Here is a 25010-nt window from a genome sequence, read left to right as displayed (position 1 = left end):
TGTGATGGTATGATTGTTGAGCTAATTTCAACAGGATCTGAATTATTATTAGGGGATACTGTCAATACGAATGTATCCTGGTTAGCACAAGAGTTGAATAAGCTAGGATATACAGTTGCATATCAATCTGTTGTGGGTGACAATCGGCTTCGTATGCAAGAAGTGCTACAGATTGCTATGAAACGAGCTGATATTATTATTACAACTGGTGGATTAGGGCCTACACAAGGAGATATTACTCGTGAGGTAGTGGCCAGTGCAATAGATGTTCCTCTTGAATGTAATGAAGATGCAATGAATGAAATAAAAGCCTTTTTTTATCGCGTTAATCGTGATATGCCAGAAGCAAGCCGTAGAGAAGCTATGTTGCCATCCAGTAGCAACGTATTGCACAATCCTGTAGGCGTAGCTCCTGGAGTAGCTTTACAAGATAAGAACAGTCAAACAACCTTTATCCTCTTACCAGGACCGCCAGGAGAAATGAAAGGAATGTTTGTAGATAGTGTCATTCCTTATTTAGAAAATATATTTGGCGTGCAAGGAAATGTTCATTCCTATCGATATGCGATTTATGGGCTTAGAGAATTAGAATTAGAACGTACTGTTGCTGATTTAGTCGCCTCACAATCAAATCCAACGATTGCTTTACTCATAAAAAAAGGATATATTGAGTTGAGAATTACTGCTCATGGCAAAACAGTTGATGAAGCTAAACAATTATTGGATCCGTGGGATGCAATTATTAGAGAACGATTAGGTCATCATGTAGGTAGAGAATTACATACATCCATGGATGAATTATTAGCAAGTTCATTATTAACCGCAACTGCTACAGTTAGTACTGCAGAATCCTGTACATCGGGATTAGTAGGCAAACGATTAACTGATTTAGCTGGTAGTAGTGCCTATTATAATGGAGGCATTATTTCCTATACGAATACTATTAAGCATAATTTATTACACGTACCACAAGAATTATTGGATACAGTCGGTGCTGTAAGTCGTGAAGTGGCACAAGCTATGGCAGAAGGAACAAGACGCATAACCAATAGTACGTATGGTATTTCGACAACAGGATTAGCTGGACCAGGTGGTGGTACAAAAGATAAACCAGTTGGATTAGTATATATAGGGGTCGCAGGACCTAATGGCACGGTTGTTCATAAATTAGAATTAATTGGTAATCGTGATGATATTCGTCAAAGTGCAGCAGAATACGCACTTTATTATCTATATGAATATATGAAAGAGGTACACTAATATGTCAGATGGTAGACAAACTGCATTAGATAATGCATTAAAGCAAATCGAAAAAGATTTTGGAAAAGGCGCGATTATGCGTCTTGGTGATGTAGCCAACAAGATGAACATTGAAGTGATTTCATCTGGATCATTGGCCATCGATTTAGCAATCGGCGTAGGAGGGTTTCCACGTGGTCGTATTATTGAAATCTATGGCCCAGAATCATCTGGTAAAACCACAGTTGCTTTACATGCAGTAGCAGAAGCCCAAAAACAAGGTGGTATTGCTGCTTTTATTGATGCAGAACATGCATTAGACCCTATTTATGCTAGAAATCTTGGCGTTGATATTAATAATTTACTAATATCCCAACCAGACTGTGGTGAACAAGCACTAGAAATTACTGAATCCTTAGTTCGTTCCGGAGCCGTCGATATTATTGTTGTTGACTCGGTAGCGGCATTAGTCCCTAAAGCTGAAATTGAAGGTGAAATGGGTGATGCACAAGTTGGTTTACAAGCTCGTTTAATGAGTAAAGCTATGCGTAAACTAACAGGAATTATCAATAAATCAAAAGCAGTTGTTATTTTTATTAATCAATTGCGTGAAAAAGTAGGTGTTATGTTTGGTAATCCTGAAACTACTACAGGGGGCCGAGCATTAAAATTTTATTCATCTGTTCGTTTAGATGTACGTAAAGGTGAAATGATTAAGGCGAATAATGAAAATGTCGGCGCTAGAACAAAAGTAAAAGTAGTTAAAAACAAGGTAGCTCCACCATTTAAAGTAGCTGAATTTGATTTAATGTATGGCATAGGTATTTCTAAAGAAGGTACATTAATTGATGTTGGTGTATCGTTAGAAGTAATTAATAAGTCAGGTGCCTGGTATTCTTATAATAATGAACGTATGGGGCAAGGAAAAGAAGCTGCTAAAACCTATTTAAAAGAACATCCAGCTATAGCGGCTGAAATTGATAAAATTATTCGTGATACCTTATCGGCAGAGCCAGAAGTATTTGATGTCGGTGTGAATGCAGAATCAATAACACCAGATACTAGTGAAGCGTAATTTCTATGGCCATATATTCAGCAGATATGAACGTTAACAATCAAGATGAATACGCTAATGCAATGGCACAAGCATTACGTTTTTTAAACTATCGTTTTTTGAGTTCCTATGAGCTTAGAAGAAAAATGCAGGGAAAAGAGTATTCTGATGATGTAATTAATCGCGTAGAAGATAAATTGATAGAATTACAATATTTAGATGATAAACGATTATCTGAAGACATGGCTCGTAGATTAATGCATAAACAATTATATGGGCGATTTTATATTGAACAAAAACTAAAACTTCGTGGATTAGATATACCAGAAATACTTAATACCTATAATGAAATTGAAGCAGGATTTTCTATGATAGAGAAAAAAATGCCGAAAAAAACTGTCAGTGATATGATGACAATGAAGAAAAAAATAAGTAGGCTATTGGCAAATCGCGGATTTTCTAGTAATACTATTGCCATCATCTGTGATAAAATTAGTGCATCTATTGAGGATGATTACTAATGTAATAAGTGTATATATATTCTTTAATACATAAGGTTTATGCTGGTAATCACTCTTATTTCCTTGACATAATATCATTTACAGACTAAAATTAAATTAACCTTATAAATAGGGTTTGATAATTGAATTAGACACGGCAATACAAGGAGCCGATGAGTATCGGCTCCTTAATTTTATGTATGGAGGTGAGACCAATTTTAGAATACAGTATAATTGCCGTTGTAATGGTACTGATTGGCTTAGGCGTTGGTTATTTCTTAAGAAAAAATATTGCCGAAGGGAAATTAAAACAAGCTGAAATAGAAGCTGAACGTATCGTAGCTGATGGTAAGCGTTTAGCGGAATCGAAGAAAAAAGAGGCTTTGTTAGAAGCTAAAGAAGAAATTCATAAACTTCGTACTGACGTTGATAAAGAAAATAAAGACCGTCGTGCTGAATTACAACGCTTAGAACGACGAATTTTGCAAAAAGAAGAACACTTAGATAAGAAATTAGACAACATTGAACGTAAGGAAGAAACGTTATTACGTAAAGAGCATGAAGTAACAGAATATCGTGAACAAGTGAATGCACTTTATGAAAAACAGATGACAGAACTAGAACGTATCTCAGGCATGACATTTGATGAAGCCAAAACTACGTTGTTGACTAATGTAGAAGAAGAAATTCGTCATGAAACAGCAGTATTAGTAAAAGACTTGGAACAACAAGCTAAAGATGAAGCTGAAAAGAATGCACGAGAAATTATTGCAGCAGCAATTCAGCGTTGTGCAGCTGATCATGTAGCGGAATCAACAGTGTCTGTCGTTTCCTTACCTAACGATGAAATGAAAGGTCGTATTATTGGTCGTGAAGGTCGTAATATACGTGCTTTAGAAACCTTGACGGGGATTGATTTAATCATCGATGATACGCCAGAAGCTGTTATTTTGTCTGGGTTTGATCCAATTCGTCGAGAAATTGCACGAATTGCATTAGAAAAATTAATTGTAGATGGACGTATCCATCCTGCACGTATTGAAGAAATGGTAGCAAAAGCTCGCAAGGAAGTAGAACAAACCATAAAAGAAGCAGGCGAACAAGCCACATTTGAAGCTGACGTACATGGTTTACATCCAGAGATTATTAAGATCTTAGGGCGTTTGAAATATCGAACTAGTTATGGTCAAAATGTATTAAAACATTCCATTGAAGTCTCTCATTTGGCTGGTATTATGGCAGCTGAATTAGGAGGTGACATTGCACTTGCTAAGCGTGGCGGTTTACTCCATGATTTAGGCAAAGCATTGGATCATGAATTAGAAGGTTCTCATGTTGAAATCGGTGTAGATGTTGCTAGAAAATACAAAGAAAGTCCATTAGTTATTAATTGTATTGGTGCTCATCATGGTGATGAAGAATTTAAATCAGTAGAAGCTGTATTAGTAGCTGCTGCTGATGCCATTTCTGCCGCTCGTCCAGGAGCTAGACGAGAAACATTAGAAAACTATTTAAAACGATTAACAAAATTAGAAGAAATTGCCGAATCCTTTGAAGGCGTTGAAAAATGCTTTGCTATTCAAGCAGGGCGTGAAATCCGCGTTATGGTAAAACCAGATAAAGTAGATGAAGCTGAGTCAACTTTATTAGTTCGAGAAATTATCAAACGCATTGAATCTGAACTTGAATATCCAGGACAAATAAAAGTAGTAGTTATTCGTGAAACACGAGTTATTGATTATGCTAAATAATTAGAACTTATTACTTTGTCATTTTATTATATATATTGGGACAACATATAGTGTGTTGTCCCAATATTCTTATATAACTCTTGATAAATTACTATGAATTTATAGGGGCCCTGCTTTTAGGAACATATAGTATTCTTTCTATTGTATAGATAGATTCATTCTGTATTAAAGAAAAATAATAAAAATTTTTTCTTTAATAGAGGATTTTTTTATTATATGTCGAATATTAATAAAGTTGGACTATTTTTTATACAATAGATTAGAGAGATTCTTAGTCTTGAAAGAGGAATTATTACGTCTTTTGTAGAATATTATAATTAGTGGATATGTAATAGTAGATATAGGTGAACTATGGCTCGATATTTCGATACTGAATTAATTGAAAAAATTAAAGATGCTAATGACATTGTTTCAGTTATATCTGAACATGTACCATTACGAAAAAAAGGAAAAACCTATTGGGGGTGCTGTCCATTTCATAATGAAAAAACACCGTCTTTCAGTGTTACCCCTGAAAAAGGATTTTATTATTGCTTTGGTTGTGGCGCTGCAGGCAATGCTATCAATTTTTTGATGAATTATGAACATTGTACATTCCCAGAAGCATTAGAAAAATTGGCAAATCGTGCTAATATTCCGTTGCCTGTTGCTGATATGTCTAAGGAACAACGCGAACGCAATGAATATCGTCACAAGCTATATGAAATTAATGAACTGGCATCGAATTTTTTTCATAATTGCTTAACCCAAACATCATTGGGAAAACCAGGTTTAGACTACTTATTGAATCGTGGTTTAACTATGGAAACAATCAAAAAATTTAAACTTGGCTTTGCTCCTAACAGTTGGGACAAACTATATCGTTCATTTATAGAACGACATATTCAAGAAAGTTATTTACTCGAACTTGGATTATGCAGAAAAGGAAGTGGTGGCAAGGTTTATGATTATTTTAGAAATCGTGTTATGTTTCCTATTATGGATGGTCGTGGTCGAGTTGTTGCTTTTGGAGGACGTGTCTTAGACGATAGTACACCGAAGTATTTAAATTCTCCAGAAACATCTATATTTAGTAAAGGCCATATATTATTTGCATTCGATAAAGCGTATCCAACAATCAGAAGTACTAAACAAGTAATTTTAGTAGAAGGGTATATGGATGTTATATCTGCACATAATGTAGGTATTACTAATGTTGTTGCTTCATTAGGAACTGCTTATACAAAAGATCATGGTAAACTGTTACTGCGCCAAGCCGATGAAATCATATTAGCCTATGATATGGATGGAGCAGGGCAAAAAGCTGCTAAACGAGCTATGGAATTATTAGTGAATACAGATTTTAAAGTACGTGTATTAGCCATGCCTGACGGTAAAGATCCTGATGATTATTGCCGTCATCATGGAAAAGAGGCTTTTAAAAAGTTAGTAGAGCAAGCAGTTACGCCGTTTGAATTTTTATTAAATGACTCATTAATTCGCCATGATAGTACCGATCCTTTAGAAAAACAAGCTATATTAGAAGAGATGTTTGCCTACATCTCTCATCTAGAAAGTAGTGTAGAACGTGATAATTTATTACATGCGTTAGCATTGCCATTGTGGTTAGACACCAATACTGTATATCGATATTTTAAGAATTATCTAAAAAAAGGCAATCTCGTAACTCAATCTAATTCTCCGCCAACATCTATGTATACTATGTCCTCCATACAAGAAGAAGACCTAATAGTAGCCATGGCAATTCATACTATACAAGCATGGCGGGATATTATGCAGTATGTTCCTTTAGAAGATTTCTCAAATCCTTTGCATCGAGAAATATTGACAAAAATAGGTGACTATATAAAGGATAAAGGATCTTATACGTCTCGAGAATTAGAAAATGTATTCGAAAGAGAAGCAAAACAAGAATATATGCGTCTTATGGTAATCAGTGATAACACATATAGTAAAGATATACTATACCAATTGTTACGGGCTGTGCGCTTACGGTCATTACGAGAACAATATAAATCACACAGTATGCTGGCCGATCAATTAAGTAGATCAGGTGATATGAATTTCATTAATGAATTAAAAGAATGTCAAAAATTGCAAGACATTATAAAAGAATGGTCTTAATAGTACGTACGTGAAAGGAAGAGTGCGGTGGCTAAGAAAACAAAAGATATAACAAGAAATCAAATAGAAGAAATTATTAAAGAATTATTGGCAAAAGGTAAAAAGAATGGTAGCTTGCATCAATCAGAAATTACAGAAGCGCTAGCAGATCAAGAAGATATTTCAACAGAACAACTTGATGATATGTATGAAATTTTTAATAAGTTAAATGTTGATATCATTACTGATTTAGACGAAGATGAAATTCACGATGACACTGATTCTATAAGCGCGGAAGATGATGATGAAGATGATGAAGCCATACCAGAAAAGAAAATTAAAATTGATTTAACTGTACCAGAAGGTGTTAACATTGATGATCCTGTACGGATGTATTTAAAAGAAATAGGGCGTGTACCATTACTTTCAGGGGATGAAGAAATTATATTAGCACAACAAATTGAGGCAGGTATGCAAAATGATGCTTCTTACAAAGAAGTGATAGAAGGGCAACGGGCAAAGAAAAAATTAGTGGACGCTAATTTACGGTTAGTAGTCAGTATTGCTAAACGCTATGTAGGTCGCGGTATGTTATTTTTAGATTTAATCCAAGAAGGTAATTTAGGTCTTATCAAGGCCGTTGATAAGTTTGACTATACAAAAGGCTATAAATTTTCAACCTATGCGACTTGGTGGATTCGACAAGCTATCACTCGCGCCATTGCCGATCAGGCACGAACCATTCGTATTCCTGTTCATATGGTAGAAACGATTAATAAATTAATCCGTATTTCTAGACAATTACTACAAGATAAAGGACGAGAACCTACTCCTGAAGAAATAGCAGAAGGTATGGGGATTTCCGCAGATCGTGTACGGGAAATTCAAAAAATAGCACAGGAACCTGTATCATTAGAAACACCAATTGGCGAAGAAGAAGATTCTCATCTAGGCGATTTTATTGAAGATCATGATGCGATTGCACCAGATGATGCAGCAAGTTACATCTTACTTCGTGAACAAATCGATGAAGTGTTTACTTGTTTAACTGAACGGGAACAACAAGTGTTAATCTTGCGATTTGGATTAAAAGATGGCAAGCCACGCACATTGGAAGAAGTAGGGCAATATTTCAGTGTAACTCGTGAACGTATTCGTCAAATTGAAGGTAAAGCACTAACAAAACTTCGCAATCGAGGTAAACGCGATAAAATTAAAGATTTCTTATAATGATATACCTTAATGTATAGTAATTAGTAACGAAATGATTCTTACTACATGAATGGTATCATTAAGGTAAAAGGAAGTATACAATTAGACGTGGTAATAATGAATTTTAGCATGCCAATGACTTTTTCTATTGTATGTGATAGAATGGAGCTAATTTAATATAGATAATAATTGTTTGTTGATTATTATCTATATATTATAATTTCTTACAATCCAAGTAGGATTATGGTTAGTATTATAATAGGAGACATATATGAAAAAACAAATGACACAAATAATGATAATTGGAGCATTAGTAACAAGTGTTTGTATAGGGGGCACTTATTCTGTACAAGCCGATTATGATGCGTTGAGTATGCCAGCCCCTACTGCTACACCTAGCATATCTATAGAGGAAAAACATATATTAGTGCCAGCGCCTAGTACTTATGTACAGTCTGAAATGGCTCGCTATGTAGCGTGGTATAATGAACAAACTCGTACAGCAGACAGCCATGTACCTATGAAGATATTAGAAGATGGCACTCAATTATCGGTATCAGAAGTAATAAATCAACGATTTGTTCAAGCCTTAAAAGATCGTAAACATTTTTATGAATGGTCACATCGTTATGATATAAAAGAAAAAGAAGAACAATCGACCTATGCAATGGATACATTACAAGCTATGATTAACGATATTGAATTTGCTACTACAGGACGTTTTATAGCGACTACAGAACCACATCATATAGATTTATGGGCCGCCATTCAAGAACCAGCGACACCTAATGTAGATGAACCTGTAAATCCTGCACACATTTTAGATATTGAAAAAGAGCATATGAGTCGTGTTAATAATTCTGAGCTTCGTTCCTATGCGAATGAAATGATTCTATTTGCCATTCATGATACGATGAACGATAAAAGTTTTAAATAATATTTTTAAATAATATATTCTTACATGATCTAGTTATTTGATATAAATATTACATAAAAAACTGTTGACAGAGTCAGTGACTATCTATATAATAGGTATTGTTCCAATACGCCGGAGTGGCGGAATGGCAGACGCACTTGACTCAAAATCAAGCGGGTAACACCGTGTGGGTTCAAGTCCCACCTCCGGCACCAAATTAAGCATCAAGTCTCGTTGTAGATTTGGTGCTTTTCTTTATATGGAGGTACGTATGCGTTTAGGAATTGATATAATAGAAGTAGAGCGAATTAAGCAGGCTATAGAATGTAATGCTCGCTTTCAACAACGAGTGTATACGACATATGAAATAGAATATAGTCAGGGTAAGAAACGCCATTGTTATGAATCATTGGCTGGCATCTATGCCGTAAAAGAGGCCTTTGTAAAAGCATTAGGAACAGGATTTAGAGAAGGTTCATGGTTAGATATAGAGGTCAATCACACTCCGAAAGGAGCCCCATTTCTTGTTTTATCAGGAGTATTCAAAAAAATATATGAGAAGCAACAATTAGGTCCCATATGTGTATCAATTAGTCATACTCGGGAATTAGCGATGGCTCAAATTATTATTGAATAATGAATGGAGGTGCCCTATGCGCATACTTTCAAAAGAAGAAACTAATTATATAGACGAACAAATTCCATTACGGACTGGTTTGCCTCTTGCGTTAGTGATGGAAAATGTAGGTAGAGGTATTGCTGAAGAAATTATCAATTCCATAAACAGCACCAACAATAAAAGTGCATCACATGTTGTATTTATTTGTGGGACTGGCAATAACGGCGCTGATGGATTGGTAGCGGCCCGTCAATTATTAGAATATAAGATTCCTAGCTATGTATTCATTCATGGCGATATTTTGAAAGGTACGGACCTATTTCGCACACAGTATACTGCATGCCAGTCACTGGACATCAAGTTTGTTAATTCTATGAAAGATATTCCTTGGCATTCTGTTGGTATTGTTCTTGAAGGTCTGATTGGTACAGGTTTAACTAGCGATTTACGGGATCCGACTCAACAGTTACTTGAAGAGTTACATCATTGGCTAACAGAATATCACATTGAAAATTTATGGGCCATTGATATACCAGCTGGTGTACAAACTAATTCGGGACAAGTATCAAAGGGCACATTAACATATACTAAAACGATTACTTTTGGAGCTAGTAAATTAGGTATGCATCTCTATCCTGGGACTAGTTATTGTGGAGAAATTTCTATTAAACCCTTAGGTGTTCCATGGGAATCTATTAAGCTGGAGCCTCACGTGCATACACTGGATAAGGACTTAGTCTGTAAACTATCCCCAATACGTCCATCAAATGCACATAAAGGTGTAAATGGACACGCCCATATAATAGGTGGATCTAAGTCTATGATTGGAGCACCTATTATGGCGGCAGAAGCTTGTGTCTATACTGGTGCGGGTAAAACTACATTACATGTACCAACTGATTGTATACTTCCAGTACAATGCAAAATTATGCCAGAAACTATGGTTCAATCTTTTGAAACGAATGCCGATTTACTTCTATCATTGACTGATTGTACAGCGATGGCCATAGGCCCAGGCTTAGGACGTTCGAAAGAAGCTGAATCACTGCTTACATCACTCGTATCTTCTTTTGAGGGTCCTTTAGTGATTGATGCAGATGGATTATATGCATTGCATGAATTAAGAGCTACTAAACAATATTTTATAGATCGTAACCGTTCAGTTATCATGACACCACATATAGGAGAATTTGCTCGATTAACAGGACAGTCGATTCCATATATTCAATCACACTATGTGGATATGGCGCGTGAGTTTTCCATGGCCTATAATGTGACATTAGTACTAAAAGGTATTCCTTCTATAATTGCCCTACCATCCGGTAATATATATATAAATACGCTTGGCAATTCTGGTATGGGTACTGGCGGCATGGGAGATACATTAACAGGAATTATTGTAAGTTTATTAGCACAAGGTATGAATGAAGATACGGCGGCTATACTAGGCGTTTATTTACATAGTGCTAGTGCCGATTTCTTACATCACACAAAGCCTATCGGATATACTCCCAGTGATGTAGGCAAAGGAATTGGATATATATTAAAGCAATTACAAGTTTAATTTCATAGGAGCCTATTATGATATATAAATTAAAATACCTTGCCACTATTTGTAGCATAGTATTCACTATTTTATCTCTTACGGGGTGTACAAATCATTCAACAGCAACGACACATACACCACAGTCAATAACTAGTCAAACAGAGAATCAATCTAATTCTACAGAAAAAACATCTTCCACCAATAGCACTGGAACGATGGATATATATATCCTTGATGTAGGACAAGGAGATTCTATTTTAATAAAAGTAGGTGATGAGTATACAATGGTAGATACTGGAGATGTAGCTCATCGTCGATCAACCGTGACCACGTTAAAAAAATTAGGTGTTTCACATATAAAAAATGTAATTATCACTCATCCTCATGAAGATCATATAGGCGGTGTCTATGGAATTAGTAAAGAAATACCAATTGATACCATTTATGATGATGGCATTGCGGTAGATAATAATTTATATAAAACATATCGTGCTATGATAGAAAAAAAGCATATTACTCATAAAGTACTCCAAAAGGGAGATACTGTTGATTTAGGCAATGGTGCGAGATTTGATGTCTATGCGCCGAGTGATTCATTATCGTATGCAGAAGCGAAATCTCAAGGAGGAAAGAAATTAGGATCTCAGTCAAAATATCTTAATAATCATTCTATTGCAGGAAAACTTGTATTTGGTAACTATTCATTGTTCTTAACCGGTGATGCTGAGCAAGAAGAGGAATCACAATTAGTAAAAGATTATAATAGCAAGCTATTTAGTCGTATGTTAAAAGTTTCGCATCATGGGAGTAATCATAGTTCTATCGAAAAATTTATTAGGTCCATAAAACCGGAATCAGCACTCATTTCAGTAGGACTACATAATGATTATGGACATCCTGGTAATGAAACATTAGAACGATTTAAAAAGAATAATGTATTAGTGTATCGTACAGATACGATGGGCATGATTCACGTTGCCACAGATGGTAAACAATGGCATATCACTACTGAGCGATAATCGCATACTATACTTTATAAGTAATTGTAATCTATAAAAAACTGCCTAGTAGTGTTTAAGTAAGCATCCTATTTTAAGCCTATATGCATGTTATAATAAGACTAAACTATATAAACTACTCCTATATGTGTACAACATATTACAATTAGATAGGTAGCTACTAGATTGCCTTTATCAAAATAATACTACTTATAGACGAAGTAAATGGTATCTAATATCAATTATTTTCTAAAATGATACTAGTAGTATTCATTTCATGGTATAATATAATAGATTGAAATATTGAATAGAGAATATAAAAACGTGTTAGGAGTGATACAGTTGCGAAAACTTTATATACTATGGTTGGCCATATTAATGGTAGTTCCGTTTTTTTGTCAATCAACACAAGCTGCAACAGTAACTAATGTACGTTGGGTCACAAGGAATGATGCACCTGTACCATTTCTTAGAATGGTAGTCGATGTATCTAGTCCTGTGAAAGCAGGTGCTTCTATTAATAATAAGGGAAAATCTACAACGATTACGTTAAAAGATGCAAAACTAGGTAACGTAAAATCTTCAATTACAATGGATAAAAGTATTGCTACAAGCGCAAAAGTGCATGAAAAAAATAGCAATGTGGAGATTTCTATTGATACACCTAACGTATTAGATGTATCTGACATAAAAGTTTTTTCTTTAAAAAAAGATACCATTAATAACAAACCATATCGAATTGTCGTAGACATTCAAAAAAAAGGTGTTTCACCTCGGACTAATTATTATGAAAAGGCTGCGATTCCATCAGTAAAACCTAAAGTAGCTAAGCCAGTAGGGACACCGCCTACCTCTAGGCCCTATACAGTATCAGGTGGGATTCAAGGTAAATTAATTACTATTGATCCTGGCCACGGAGGGAGCGATCCTGGTGCGATAGGTCATAATGGATTACAAGAAAAGCAAGTAACATTACCTATCGCCATGTATTTAAAATCTGACTTAGAAGCTATGGGCGCTAAAGTTATTTTAACGCGTAGTACTGATAAGGATGTGTATGCGCCTAATGCGAGTGGTATTGATGAATTACAAGCTCGTGCTGATGTAGCAAATCAAGCTGGATCTGACATTTTCATTAGTGTTCATATTAATTCTTTCGATAATCCGTCTGTAGGCGGCATCGCTACCTATTATTATGGAAAAACATCTCATGATGAACAATTAGCACGTCACGTGCAAAATGAAATTGCTGGAGAACCTGGTTTCAATGGTGATAGAGGCATTCAACCAGGGAATTTATATGTATTACGAAATACTACGATGCCTGCTATTTTAGTGGAATTAGGATTTATATCAAATCCTACAGAAGAATCATTATTGACCAAGGATACAACACGCCGTGAGTTTGCTAAACGCATTGCCGATGGTCTAGCCGCATATTTTAAATAAAAGAGGAGTTATTATGATACTATTTAATCGCATGGTAGCTGTCAGCATAGTATCAATGTTGGTTATACTGGCTACAGGTTGCTCAGATACTAGCCAACTAGCTAATCCTGGTCAATCTACTGCAGCTATTCACACGGGAGCTACTATAGAAGAAACTAATCGAACAGGAAAAGTTGATCATCAATCTACAGTAGTTCTTACTATTTATGTTCCTTTAGAAAATGCCCAAGGTGTTAAGGCATCATCCATTGAATTATTGGCATCAGAGGCAACACCATTGCGTGCTGTACAAGAGGCAATCAATGCAGATCGTCAGCATGAGTATCCACTATTTACCAAAAATATGAAAGTACAAAAAGTGAGCGTTACTAATGGGGTAGCAACGATAGATGTGAATCAAGCTTTTATAACAACTAAGAGTAGTGACCTATCTGTTCAATTACGATTGGCTACGATTGTCAATACGTTAACGTCTATGGAAGGCATTCAATCAGTTCGTTTTACTAATAACGGTAAGCCTGTTGATACGATCGGCGCCTTTGATACACGACAACCTATATCTATGATGAAATACATGATACAACAATAGAATATATAATATATTTTAATGCGCTTTGTAGATATGGTATGATAACTACAAAGCGTATTTTATTATAATGATACACGTACTCAATAAAGGAATTTCATTATGAAAGTTAAAGATATGGGCGAATTTACACTTATTAATGCAATAAGTGATGATGTCATTTTTGATCCTACTACTGTTATCGAAGGCATTGGAGATGATTGTGCTATATATAAATCTACGGAAGATTATGAGCAATTAATTAGTATTGATACCATGGTTGAAGGAATTCATTTTACTTTTAATACAATGAGTCCCTATGATATAGGTGTCCGCTTATCAACTGCTAATATTAGTGATATTGCTGCTATGGGTGGAATACCACGTCAAATAGTAATTAGTATTGCCATTCCTCCTACAATGGATAGTGCCATTATTAAATCTATCTATGATGGTATTAAATACCAATGTAAACAATATACAATTAATTTAATAGGTGGAGATACAGTTAGTACGTCAGGTCCTTTAGTTATAACACTGACTATTGTTGGAGAAGTACCTAAAGGGAAAGCTGTATTACGACGACGTGCACAAGTTGGTGATTGTATAGGCGTTACTGGATATATGGGAAGTAGTGCAGCTGGCTTAGATGCAATTTATCATACCTATCAAGATACAAATGTAATTATTCAATCCCACAGACAACCACAACCACAAGTAGCATTAGGCACTTATCTTCGCCATATAGGTGCTACTGCCATGAATGATATTAGCGATGGATTAGCTAGTGAGTTACATGAAATAGCAGATACATCAAACATAACCATGCTCATTGAAGAAGAATTAATACCAATTCATAGAGAAACCATGCTGATAAGTAATCGATTAGGCAATAATCCTCTTGATTACGCATTGTTTGGCGGGGAAGACTTTCAACTTGTATTCACAATACCGAGTGAATCCCTTCCTGCCGTTCACAATCAAAAAGACATCACTATCATAGGACAAATTATTTCTAAAGGTGATGGAACTGTCCTAATGAAAGGAAAGGATCAGTCTATACGCGTTATTGAAAAAAAGGGATATAATCATTTTTCTCATGATTAATCCTAGAATTTCTAATTGTATAGCTACTATAGTGTGATACTATGTCCACTATGTGTAAATAAAATATATAATATATAATATGATCTAGTATATTCATTTTTCTAATTAGTTGAGTTATTGAAATCTCTTATATATAATAATCTATATTACTCATCATTTTTTGTACAAGTAAGGGTTACGCCCATACTATTTAGAAAGGTAGTAATTATGTTTAATGTAAAGAATAAAATAGAATGTCAATCACAATCTGTTGAAGATACACAGGCCTTAGGAGAAAAAATAGGTTTCTTTCTACAATCAATAACTACTCCACTATGTATTGCTATTGTTGGTGATTTAGGTACTGGTAAAACACACTTATCAAAAGGTATTGCTATAGGGTTTGGTATTACAGAGGAAGTCACAAGCCCCACCTTTTCTATTATGAATACCTATGGTGCAATCAATCACAGATTATATCATTTTGACTTGTATCGATTAACAACCGTAGAAGAGTTAGATACCATCGGCTTTTATGAATATACAGAGGAACAAAAATCTATTGTTGAATGGGCGGATATGTTTCAAGATGAATTACCTGATACCACATTGTGGGTACAAATAGAACGCATTTCAGAAACGGAAAGACGCATTACATTAGCATCAAATATAGTAGATAGTCAACAATTATCTATTATAGGAGGAAGAATATGTATTTAGCAATTGAAACAAGTAGCTTAGTGTCAAGTATTGCCATTGAGCATGATCATATATTATTAGGAGAATTAACTGTTCAATCAGGCTTAACCCATTCTGAACAATTAGTGCCACATATTCAATTATTATGTGAACAAGTGGGAATTATACCAAGACAGTTAGATGGTATTGTTGTCTCCATAGGTCCTGGGTCATTCACAGGTTTACGAATCGGTATGGCTACAGCTAAATCATTGGCATATGCCTTAAAGAAACCATTATACGGTGTTATGACAATGGACGGCCTAGCTTATAATCTTCTGTACACGAATCAACTGATTAGTGTAGTAATCGATGGACAAAAGAAGCATGTCTATGAAGGTTTATATCGATACGAAAAAGGAACACTACATTGCATACAATCGCCGATTCTAAAAGTTGCATCTGATGTAATAGACGCCTACAAGGATAAGAATATATCTGTCATTTGCATTGGTGATGGTATACGAAGAATTCAACCTTTTTTAAGCGATGATACACCTTTGATAACAATCGCGCCTAATTCGATACAGATACCAAGAGCGAGCTCACTGTTCTTAGCCGCTAAAAATCGCATAGATGCACATGATAGTGATGATCCAATGACTATGTTACCTTTTTATATCAAACGATCAGAGGCAGAAGTATTGTGGGAAGCAAAGCATGGGACAATCTTAGAAAATGAAGAAAATCCAACTGTCATCGTATCCGAAACAGTTTCACTAGGAGAGAAATCATGATATTACGACTAGCTGAAATAGATGATGCTGATGGTATTTATCAAGTGGAAACAGACTCTTTTTCTATTCCTTGGTCATTACCTTCTGTAATTCATGAATTAGAAGATAAGGAACGCAAATTATATATTGTGGCCGAAGAAGATAATACGATTATAGGATATGCAGGTGCATGGATTGTGCTTGATGAAGGACAAATTACCAATATCGCTATCAAATCATCCTACCGTCGTCAGGGGTATGGCACCATGTTAACTAGAAAGTTAATCAAAGAATTATTTACGTTAGGGATGCAAGAGATTTTTTTAGAAGTTCGCATTTCTAATATACCTGCGATTTCCTTATATCGGCGATTAGGATTTACAGTAAAAGGTGTTAGAAAATCATATTATTCAGAACCCACTGAAGATGCTTATATCATGTCATTAATAAAAGAGGAAACTTTATGAGTGTATATACGTTAGCTATTGAAAGCAGTTGCGATGAAACATCGGCCGCTGTTTTACGAGATGGTAGAACTGTTCTGTCAAATGTAATTTCCAGTCAAGTTCCTATCCATAGAAAATTTGGAGGTGTCGTTCCAGAAATTGCTTCACGTCATCATATAGAGCAAGTAATTCCTGTAATTGATCAGGCCCTAGCAGATGCTAAGATTAACCTAGAAACTATAGATCATATCGGCGTCACTTATGGGCCCGGCTTAGTGGGAGCCTTATTAGTTGGTGTAGCCGCCGCTAAAGGGTTATCCTTAGCTACAGGTATTCCGCTTATTGGCGTCAATCATATGGAGGGGCATATTTTTGCCAATTTTTTAGCTAATCCTGATTTAAAGCCACCATTCTTAAGTCTTGTCGTATCTGGCGGTCATACAATGTTAGTAGTGGTAAAAGATTATGAAGAATTTGAAGTACTCGGTCAAACACGTGATGATGCAGCCGGCGAGGCTTTTGATAAAATTGCCCGCGTTATGGGATATCCTTATCCGGGAGGACCACATATTGATAAATTAGCGATGAAAGGGAATCCACATGCAATTACGTTCCCAAAAGCATTACAAGAAGATGGGAATTTTGAATTTAGTTTTAGTGGACTTAAATCGGCCGTATTAAATTATTTAAATAGTGCTAAATTAAAGAATGAATTGATTAATGATAGCGATGTAGCTGCGTCTTTTCAAAAATCTGTTATTGATATATTAATAAAGAAAACGAAAGATGCTGCTAAACAAACAGGATATACTACTATTACAGTTGCTGGTGGTGTATCTGCTAATCGAGGATTACAGCAAGCATTAACAAACATGTGTGAAGAAGAAGGCTTTAAATTTTATAAGCCTAATTCTATTTTATCTACGGATAATGCAGCTATGATTGGTTGTCGTGCTTATTATATGGCAAAAGCCAATAAATTTGCTACTTTATCATTAAATGCGAAACCAAGTATCCCTATAGGAGATATGTCTTGGAAATAAATGACAGTGAGAACAGCCTATGAAATTATTTGATATTATTGATGAAATGACTACGCTAGATACAACGCAAATATCACTAATTATTAAATTTGCAAATTTATTGCGATTTGCAGAATCTGTCACTCATAGTACGGTTGTATTATTTTTATTGACTAGTAAAAACCAATTTATTGCGATTCAACCACAAGATGATCAACATAAGCCTTTTAGCATACAAATGATTGAACGGTATGAAATGAATTTATGGTGGCAATTATTTCATAAGCGCATTTCAATTAGAGGGCTGCAGGAACGAAGTAAGGGTAAGATGGAATTAATGCATGCATATCCAGTCATTGACAATGGTGGACGTATTATTGCCGGTATCTCTTTTGTAAATCCGCGAATAGATTCTATGAATGATATGTTTTTGCTCCAACAAGAACAAATTATAACGGAAACAATTTATATGGCTATGATGGTTCCTCAACATAATCAAGTAGATTTATATACACCATTATCATATCAAGATGGAGTCATTATTTTTGATGAAGCTGGCACAATATTATATGGCAATGAACAAGCCCATCAATTAATTGATGTATTAGGCTTTAATCGACGACTCATAGGGACATCTATTTATGGAAGTTCTTTAAAGTTATCTTTTGTAAAAAAAGCATTACAAAAGCATATTGGTGATACATATGACAGTATTTATGACGATGTAGTGATTAGGCAAACTGTTATACCAATTTTTTCTAGGACTAGAGGAAATCGAAGTTTATTATTATTAAAAGATAGAACCTTAGTAAGTCAGAAAGAAAAAGAGTTACTAGTAAAAAATTCCGTCATTAAAGAGATTCATCATCGTGTGAAGAATAATTTACAAACTGTAGCTGGATTACTTCGCATGGAAGCACGTCGATCGCAGTCACTCGAAGTAAAAGCTGCTTTACAAGAGGGCATTTCTCGCATTGAAAGTATGGCTCTTGTTCATGACATTGTATCTCACTATGAAGCTGACTATGTATCGATTCGCAGTATATACGAGGAATTAACTAGACTATTAACGAATGCATTAGTTAGTCATAAAGACCACATCACTTATATCTATGAAGGTAATGAAGTGATGATTCGTTCCAATCAAGCCAGTTATATATCCTTAATATTGAACGAACTTATATCGAATAGTATTAAACATGGCATTCAAAATGAATATGGTACAATTATCTTATCTGTAGAAGAACACGAGCATCTAATCATTCTTTCTATAAAAAATACAGGAAAACCATTTCCTCCTAATTTCTCAGTATCTACATCTAAACGATTAGGGTTACATATCATTCAAAATTTAGTTGAAAATGAATTACATGGAACCTTAACTATTGAGCAATCTACCGAAGAAGGATCAAATGTTATAATAACCATGGAAAAGGGGGACTAACATGCGTGTGTTAATTGTAGATGACGAGTCTCTCATCCGAATGGATTTAAGAGACATATTAGAGTCAGCTGGTCATGAAGTTATAGGGGAAGGAAAGACAGGAATAGATGGCATTCAACTAGCACGAGAACTTACTCCTGATATTATTTTGATGGATGTAAAAATGCCAGAATTAGATGGCATTGAAGCAGCTCGACAAATACATCACGCCCATATTGCCCCCGTCGTACTACTCACTGCGTATAGCCAAGAAGATTTAGTAAAGAAAGCTAAAGAATCTGGTATATATGGATATTTAATAAAACCATTACGGGAAGAACAATTGATACCTACATTGTTGATGGCTATTGGTAGATATGAAGACGAACAACGATTACGACATGATGTTAGCCACTTGGAACAGTCTTTAGAAGATAGAAAATATATTGCTAAAGCTACCGGAATACTCATGAATTTATATCAAATATCAGAAGAAGAAGCATTCTCACGAATCAGAAAATATAGTATGAACAAGCAATTATCAATCACTCAAGTCGCTTTAAAAATTATTAATGCTTCTAAGCATGATAAGCACTAATAGTGTGTCAACTACAATGATGCCTATGTTTAATCGCACGCATAGTGAATCGTAGGTATAAAAGATATGACTTTTAAACGATAAAGTTTAGTATACTATGTTCTATACGGTGTAAAGAATTAATAGATAGAAATAATAAGTGGTATATATAATCTATCACCACTAGAAGAGGAATGCTCCTAGTGATGATGTAAAATCAAATCGAATCATAGTACAGGAAAATAGTAGAAAACTCTTTAAATTGATAAGAAAATCTCTAATTATAATAATAAAAGTCAAAAAATCAAAAAAAGTACTTGCATTTGTAGAATAATCAGTTATAATAATAATTGTAATTAGCACTCATTAATAGTGAGTGCTAACAAGTAGAATCATTCAAATAAACGTATACAAAGGAGAGATTTATTATGATGAAACCATTAGGCGATCGTGTAATAATTCGTATTGTTGAAAAAGCAGAAAAAACACAAAGCGGTATATTCTTACCAGATACAGCAAAAGAAAAACCTTCTGAAGGTGAAGTTATTGCTATCGGAAATGGTAAAGTATATGATAATGGACAACGCGTTCCTTTGGAAGTAAAAGTTGGCGATAAAGTTATGTTTTCTAAATATGCTGGCACAGAATTCAAATTAGATGGTGCTGATCATTTAGTATTGAGTGAACGTGATATTTTAGCAATTCTTTAATCAATATAACTTTCTTTGTTGCTCATAATAATCATATATAGCGCATATAGTTATATAACACATGATGTGATATTCACATATTATAGGAGGTAATTTTTAATGGCTAAGGAAATTCTTTTTAATGAAGATGCTCGTCGTGCACTAGGTCGTGGCGTTGATCAATTAGCAAATGCAGTAAAAGTAACTATGGGACCTAAGGGTCGTAATGTAGTATTAGATAAGAAATTTGGAGCTCCATTAATTACTAACGATGGTGTTACCATTGCTCGTGATATTGAATTAGCTGATCCATTTGAAAATATGGGGGCTCAATTAGTTAAAGAAGTAGCTACAAAAACTAATGATGTAGCTGGTGATGGTACAACTACTGCTACTTTATTAGCACAAGCTATGATTCAAGAAGGTATGCGCAATGTAGCTGCTGGCGCTAATCCAATGGTATTAAAACGCGGTATCGAAACTGCAGTTAATACGTTAGTCGAAGAAATTAAAAAACGTGCTAAAACAGTTTCTGGGAAAGACGAAATTGCTCAGGTTGCTTCTGTATCTGCTGGTGACGCAGAAATCGGTGAATTAATTGCGGAAGCAATGGAAAAAGTTGGTAAAGATGGTGTTATCACTGTTGAAGAATCTAAATCTTTACAAACTGGTTTAAATGTAGTAGAAGGTATGCAATTTGATCGTGGTTATTTATCTCCTTATATGGTAACTGACCCAGATAAAATGGAAGCTGTTATGAATGAGCCATACATTTTGATTACTGACCGCAAAATTGGTGCTATTGCCGACATGTTACCAGTTCTTGAAAAAGTTGTTAAAGTAGGTAAAGAATTATTAATTATTGCAGAAGATGTAGAAGGCGAAGCATTGGCTACACTAGTAGTTAATAAATTACGTGGTACATTTAAAGCAGTAGCAGTAAAAGCACCTGGCTTTGGTGATCGTCGTAAAGCTATGTTGGAAGATATCGCCATTTTAACTGGTGGCACTGTTATCACTGAAGACATGGGACGTAAATTAGATAGCGTTGAATTAGATGATTTAGGTAGTGCTCGTCAAGTTCGCATCACAAAAGACGAAACAACTATTATTGATGGTGTAGGTGATAAAACTGCCATTGCGCAACGTGTTGCCCAAATTCGTGCGCAAGTGGAAGAATCTACTTCTGAATTTGATAAAGAAAAATTACAAGAACGATTGGCTAAATTATCTGGTGGTGTAGCAGTTATTGAAGTAGGTGCTGCTACTGAAGTAGAAATGAAAGATAAAAAGCTTCGTATCGAAGACGCATTAAACGCCACTCGTGCAGCTGTAGAAGAAGGTATCGTTGCTGGCGGTGGTACTACTTTCATTGATATTATGGATGCTTTAGATTCTTTACACGCTGAAGGTGATGTTCAAACAGGTATTAACCTTGTTAAACGTGCTATTGAAGAACCTGTTCGTCAAATTGCTTATAATGCAGGTGTAGAAGGTTCCGTTATCGTAGAAAAAGTTAAAAATACAGATAAAGGTGTCGGTTTCAATGCATTAACAGAAGAATTTGAAGATATGGTAAAAGCTGGTATTGTTGATCCAGCTAAAGTAACACGTTCTGCTCTTCAAAATGCAGCATCAATTGCTTCTTTAGTATTAACTACTGAAACAATTGTGGCAGACAAAGTAGAAGAAAATGCACCAGCAATGCCAGCTATGCCTCCAATGGGTGGCATGGGCGGTATGGGTGGCATGATGTAATTCATACATCCATATAATTTCATACACGCGCTCATAGGAGCGAATGCAAAAGCAGGTTTACTAGTATGTAAGCCTGCTTTTTTATGATAGAAGTCAATAGGTAATCAAAGTCGATACCTCTAATTGTCCGTATATTCCATATAAAACATATACACATACATAATGCATAATCTGTATATTGATACAGAAAATATGCCTATCATAATTGTAATATGCTATAAAATATATTATAATAACGAATATTAGGATAAAAATATATACATATTTAATCATATAGAGTTTGAGGAGAAATCTATGAATACAAAATCATTACCCTTTACAGAAGAAGAATTGGAATCGATAATAGCCACCCATCCAACACCATTTCATATTTATGATGAAAAAGGAATTATAGATAATATTCGTCGGTTTATTAAAGCCTTTGATTGGGCTCCAAAATTTAAAGAATATTTTGCAGTGAAAGCTACGCCTAACCCATATATTATGAAACTATTACAGAAAGAGGGAGTCGGTGCTGACTGTTCTTCTTTAGCAGAACTATTACTTTGCGAAAAAATAGGGCTTACTGGCCATGATATTTTATTCACATCGAATGACACTCCTTTTTGCGAATATCAAAAAGCATTAGAATTAGGTGCACTGTTAAATTTAGATGATATCACCATGTTACAATATTTGGTGGACAACGGAGTCGAAACATTTCCAGATACAATGTGTTTCCGATATAACCCTGGCTCCCTCAAAGAAGGTGGTAATGATATCATTGGTGTTCCGGAAGAAGCAAAATACGGTATGACCAGAGAACAAATTTTTAAAGCTATTGCGTTTGCACAAAAACGCGGTGTTTTACACTTTGGTATTCATACCATGGTTTGCTCTAATGAATTAGATGTAAATGGTTTAGTAGGAACAGCTAAAATTTGTTTTGATTTAGCTGTAGAAATAAAAAATAAATTGGGAGTAATAATTGAATTTATCGACTTAGGCGGTGGTATAGGTGTTGCATATCGTCCCGAAGAAACCCCAGTGGATTTCAATTTACTAAGCAAAGGTATACAACATGAATGGGAATCTACATTAAAATCCAATGGCATGAGCGATACAACAATAGCTTTTGAATGTGGACGCATGGTTACTGGACCATTTGGATATCTTGTAACAACAGCGATTCACAAAAAAGATATTTATAGACATTACATCGGTCTCGATGCGTGTATGGCAAATTTAATGCGTCCTGCTTTATATGGTTCTTACCATCATATAACTGTAGTCGGTAAAGAGAATGCGCCATTAGATCACATATATGATATAACTGGTTCACTATGCGAAAATAACGATAAATTTGCTATTCAACGAACACTACCTAAAATCGATATAGGCGATCGTATTGTTATTCATGACACTGGTGCCCATGGGCATGCTATGGGTTTTAATTACAATGGGAAATTGAGGTCTGCTGAATTGTTATTACACGACGATAAAAGTGTTACTGAAATCCGTCGTGCTGAAACCTATGATGACTTATTTGCAACCTTAGACTTTTCCCACCTGTAAACCATATTAAATAAGAATATATATGAAATTACACAAATTCATAGTAAATTATTAGGAATTTGTTGCAAGCCAGTAATTTACCATGTATAATAAGTATATGAGAATTATGTACATGGTGCTGAAGTGGCTTAAATTATATACTGGGCGGTATTCACTTTAGTGTATGCCGCTTTTTCTGCTTTTTTGTACATAATACTTTAGTTAAACTATGATATTGGTTTAACTGATTACTAGTATATAGAGTAATCAACATAGAGAATGATTAATGATTACTCATCGTAATATATTAAAGGAGTGAAAATTTTGACTGAATTGCTTCAAGTAAAAAATTTGAAAGTTGCAGTTGAAGATAAACCAATTCTAAAAGGTTTAGACTTAACAATTAATAAGGGAGAAATTCATGTTGTCATGGGGACTAATGGTGCTGGTAAATCTACCTTAGCCAATGCAATTCTTGGAAATCCTAAATATACGGTAACCAATGGAACTATTACATTTGAAGGCGAAGATATTACAAATGAGCCTGTTAATGAACGTGCCAAAAAAGGTATTTTCATGTCCTTTCAAAATCCTATTTCTGTACCAGGTATCACTGTAGAAAACTTTATTCGCACAGCAAAGGCTACTATAACAGGTCAACCTGTACGTGCTTTGGCATTTAAAAAAGAATTAAAAGAAAAAATGGAAGAATTATCGTTTGATACTTCCTATGCGGCTAGATATGTGAATGAAGGATTTAGTGGTGGGGAACGAAAGAAAAATGAAATTCTTCAAATGTCGATTTTAAATCCTAAATTAGCAATTCTAGATGAAACTGATTCCGGTCTAGACGTTGACGCAGTTCGTATAGTATCCGAAGGTGTACGACGCTTTCACAATGAAGAAAATGCAGTGTTAATTATTACTCATCACAACTCAATTCTTCAAAAATTACAACCTGATTTTGTTCACATTTTAATTGATGGAAAAATCGTTAAAACTGGTGATGCTTCATTAGTAGGTGAAATAGAAGAAAAAGGATATGATGCCTATAAAGCATTAGTGTAGGA

Annotated in this window: 23 protein-coding genes and 1 tRNA gene; all 24 read left to right on the top strand. The window is 34.9% G+C overall.

From position 1 onward, the window contains the following. Nucleotides 1–9 precede the first annotated feature (9 nt). The 24 genes from P6940_RS02395 to sufC all read left to right on the top strand — a co-directional run bounded on the left by P6940_RS02395 (nucleotide 10) and on the right by sufC (nucleotide 25008). Nucleotides 10–1260, top strand: a complete 1251-nt coding sequence (locus P6940_RS02395) for a competence/damage-inducible protein A (protein ID WP_028257101.1) — start codon at nucleotides 10–12, stop codon at nucleotides 1258–1260. Between the two features lies 1 nt (nucleotide 1261). Further along, nucleotides 1262–2314: a recombinase RecA gene (gene recA, locus P6940_RS02390; protein ID WP_028257100.1), complete on the top strand. Its 1053-nt coding sequence runs from the start codon at nucleotides 1262–1264 to the stop codon at nucleotides 2312–2314. A 26-nt stretch (nucleotides 2315–2340) separates the two neighbouring features. After that, the gene (locus P6940_RS02385) at nucleotides 2341–2814 is read left to right on the top strand and encodes a regulatory protein RecX (protein ID WP_277293095.1); all 474 of its coding nucleotides are present in this window, start codon (nucleotides 2341–2343) and stop codon (nucleotides 2812–2814) included. 179 nt (nucleotides 2815–2993) lie between these two features. Further along, the gene (gene rny / locus P6940_RS02380) at nucleotides 2994–4544 is read left to right on the top strand and encodes a ribonuclease Y (RefSeq protein ID WP_051211968.1); all 1551 of its coding nucleotides are present in this window, start codon (nucleotides 2994–2996) and stop codon (nucleotides 4542–4544) included. 351 nt (nucleotides 4545–4895) lie between these two features. Continuing rightward, nucleotides 4896–6668, top strand: coding sequence for a DNA primase (dnaG, locus tag P6940_RS02375; RefSeq protein WP_277293094.1), 1773 nt, complete (start codon nucleotides 4896–4898; stop codon nucleotides 6666–6668). A 48-nt stretch (nucleotides 6669–6716) separates the two neighbouring features. Next, nucleotides 6717–7877, top strand: a complete 1161-nt coding sequence (gene rpoD / locus P6940_RS02370; RefSeq protein WP_423839101.1) for an RNA polymerase sigma factor RpoD — start codon at nucleotides 6717–6719, stop codon at nucleotides 7875–7877. A 253-nt stretch (nucleotides 7878–8130) separates the two neighbouring features. After that, nucleotides 8131–8796 carry a hypothetical protein gene (locus tag P6940_RS02365; protein WP_038151727.1) on the top strand — a complete coding sequence of 222 codons (666 nt, stop codon included), beginning with the start codon at nucleotides 8131–8133 and terminating at the stop codon, nucleotides 8794–8796. A gap of 110 nt (nucleotides 8797–8906) precedes the next feature. After that, nucleotides 8907–8990 (top strand) — tRNA-Leu (locus P6940_RS02360). 56 nt (nucleotides 8991–9046) lie between these two features. Beyond that, on the top strand, nucleotides 9047–9412 hold the full coding sequence (gene acpS, locus P6940_RS02355) for a holo-ACP synthase (protein WP_277293092.1): 366 nt from the start codon (nucleotides 9047–9049) through the stop codon (nucleotides 9410–9412). A 16-nt stretch (nucleotides 9413–9428) separates the two neighbouring features. Further along, the gene (locus P6940_RS02350; RefSeq protein WP_277293091.1) at nucleotides 9429–10958 is read left to right on the top strand and encodes an NAD(P)H-hydrate dehydratase; all 1530 of its coding nucleotides are present in this window, start codon (nucleotides 9429–9431) and stop codon (nucleotides 10956–10958) included. Between the two features lie 17 nt (nucleotides 10959–10975). Continuing rightward, the gene (locus P6940_RS02345) at nucleotides 10976–11959 is read left to right on the top strand and encodes a ComEC/Rec2 family competence protein (protein WP_277293090.1); all 984 of its coding nucleotides are present in this window, start codon (nucleotides 10976–10978) and stop codon (nucleotides 11957–11959) included. Nucleotides 11960–12280: 321 nt separating this feature from the next. Next, complete coding sequence (locus P6940_RS02340) at nucleotides 12281–13387, top strand: N-acetylmuramoyl-L-alanine amidase family protein (RefSeq protein ID WP_038151721.1); 1107 nt, start codon at nucleotides 12281–12283, stop codon at nucleotides 13385–13387. Nucleotides 13388–13400: 13 nt separating this feature from the next. Next, complete coding sequence (locus P6940_RS02335) at nucleotides 13401–13976, top strand: GerMN domain-containing protein (protein WP_277293089.1); 576 nt, start codon at nucleotides 13401–13403, stop codon at nucleotides 13974–13976. 99 nt (nucleotides 13977–14075) lie between these two features. Then, nucleotides 14076–15059 (top strand): thiamine-phosphate kinase, encoded by a 984-nt coding sequence (thiL, locus tag P6940_RS02330; protein WP_038151715.1) that lies wholly within the window; start codon nucleotides 14076–14078, stop codon nucleotides 15057–15059. A 207-nt stretch (nucleotides 15060–15266) separates the two neighbouring features. Continuing rightward, entirely contained in the window at nucleotides 15267–15758 is a 492-nt protein-coding gene (tsaE, locus tag P6940_RS02325) for a tRNA (adenosine(37)-N6)-threonylcarbamoyltransferase complex ATPase subunit type 1 TsaE (protein WP_028257088.1), read from the top strand. Continuing rightward, entirely contained in the window at nucleotides 15749–16513 is a 765-nt protein-coding gene (tsaB, locus tag P6940_RS02320) for a tRNA (adenosine(37)-N6)-threonylcarbamoyltransferase complex dimerization subunit type 1 TsaB (protein WP_277293088.1), read from the top strand. The genes tsaE and tsaB overlap by 10 nt, the downstream gene beginning before the upstream one ends. Next, on the top strand, nucleotides 16510–16959 hold the full coding sequence (rimI, locus tag P6940_RS02315; protein ID WP_028257086.1) for a ribosomal protein S18-alanine N-acetyltransferase: 450 nt from the start codon (nucleotides 16510–16512) through the stop codon (nucleotides 16957–16959). Before tsaB ends, rimI begins: the two co-directional genes overlap by 4 nt. Beyond that, nucleotides 16956–17981 carry a tRNA (adenosine(37)-N6)-threonylcarbamoyltransferase complex transferase subunit TsaD gene (tsaD, locus tag P6940_RS02310; protein ID WP_028257085.1) on the top strand — a complete coding sequence of 342 codons (1026 nt, stop codon included), beginning with the start codon at nucleotides 16956–16958 and terminating at the stop codon, nucleotides 17979–17981. The genes rimI and tsaD overlap by 4 nt, the downstream gene beginning before the upstream one ends. Before the next feature lie 19 nt (nucleotides 17982–18000). After that, the gene (locus P6940_RS02305) at nucleotides 18001–19404 is read left to right on the top strand and encodes a sensor histidine kinase (RefSeq protein ID WP_277293087.1); all 1404 of its coding nucleotides are present in this window, start codon (nucleotides 18001–18003) and stop codon (nucleotides 19402–19404) included. Nucleotide 19405: 1 nt separating this feature from the next. Then, a complete protein-coding gene (locus tag P6940_RS02300; protein ID WP_028257083.1) occupies nucleotides 19406–19981 on the top strand; it encodes an ANTAR domain-containing response regulator in 576 nt (191 codons plus the stop codon). Between the two features lie 407 nt (nucleotides 19982–20388). Then, nucleotides 20389–20670, top strand: a complete 282-nt coding sequence (groES, locus tag P6940_RS02295; protein ID WP_277293086.1) for a co-chaperone GroES — start codon at nucleotides 20389–20391, stop codon at nucleotides 20668–20670. 99 nt (nucleotides 20671–20769) lie between these two features. Next, nucleotides 20770–22407 (top strand): chaperonin GroEL, encoded by a 1638-nt coding sequence (gene groL, locus P6940_RS02290; protein WP_028257081.1) that lies wholly within the window; start codon nucleotides 20770–20772, stop codon nucleotides 22405–22407. A 294-nt stretch (nucleotides 22408–22701) separates the two neighbouring features. Beyond that, a complete protein-coding gene (locus P6940_RS02285; RefSeq protein ID WP_038151710.1) occupies nucleotides 22702–23961 on the top strand; it encodes a diaminopimelate decarboxylase family protein in 1260 nt (419 codons plus the stop codon). A gap of 303 nt (nucleotides 23962–24264) precedes the next feature. Beyond that, on the top strand, nucleotides 24265–25008 hold the full coding sequence (gene sufC / locus P6940_RS02280; RefSeq protein ID WP_028257079.1) for a Fe-S cluster assembly ATPase SufC: 744 nt from the start codon (nucleotides 24265–24267) through the stop codon (nucleotides 25006–25008). Nucleotides 25009–25010 lie beyond the last annotated feature (2 nt).

This window comes from Veillonella montpellierensis (assembly GCF_947090115.1).
Lineage (GTDB): Bacteria > Bacillota > Negativicutes > Veillonellales > Veillonellaceae > Veillonella > Veillonella montpellierensis.
This window is presented reverse-complemented; position numbering and strand designations above follow the sequence as displayed.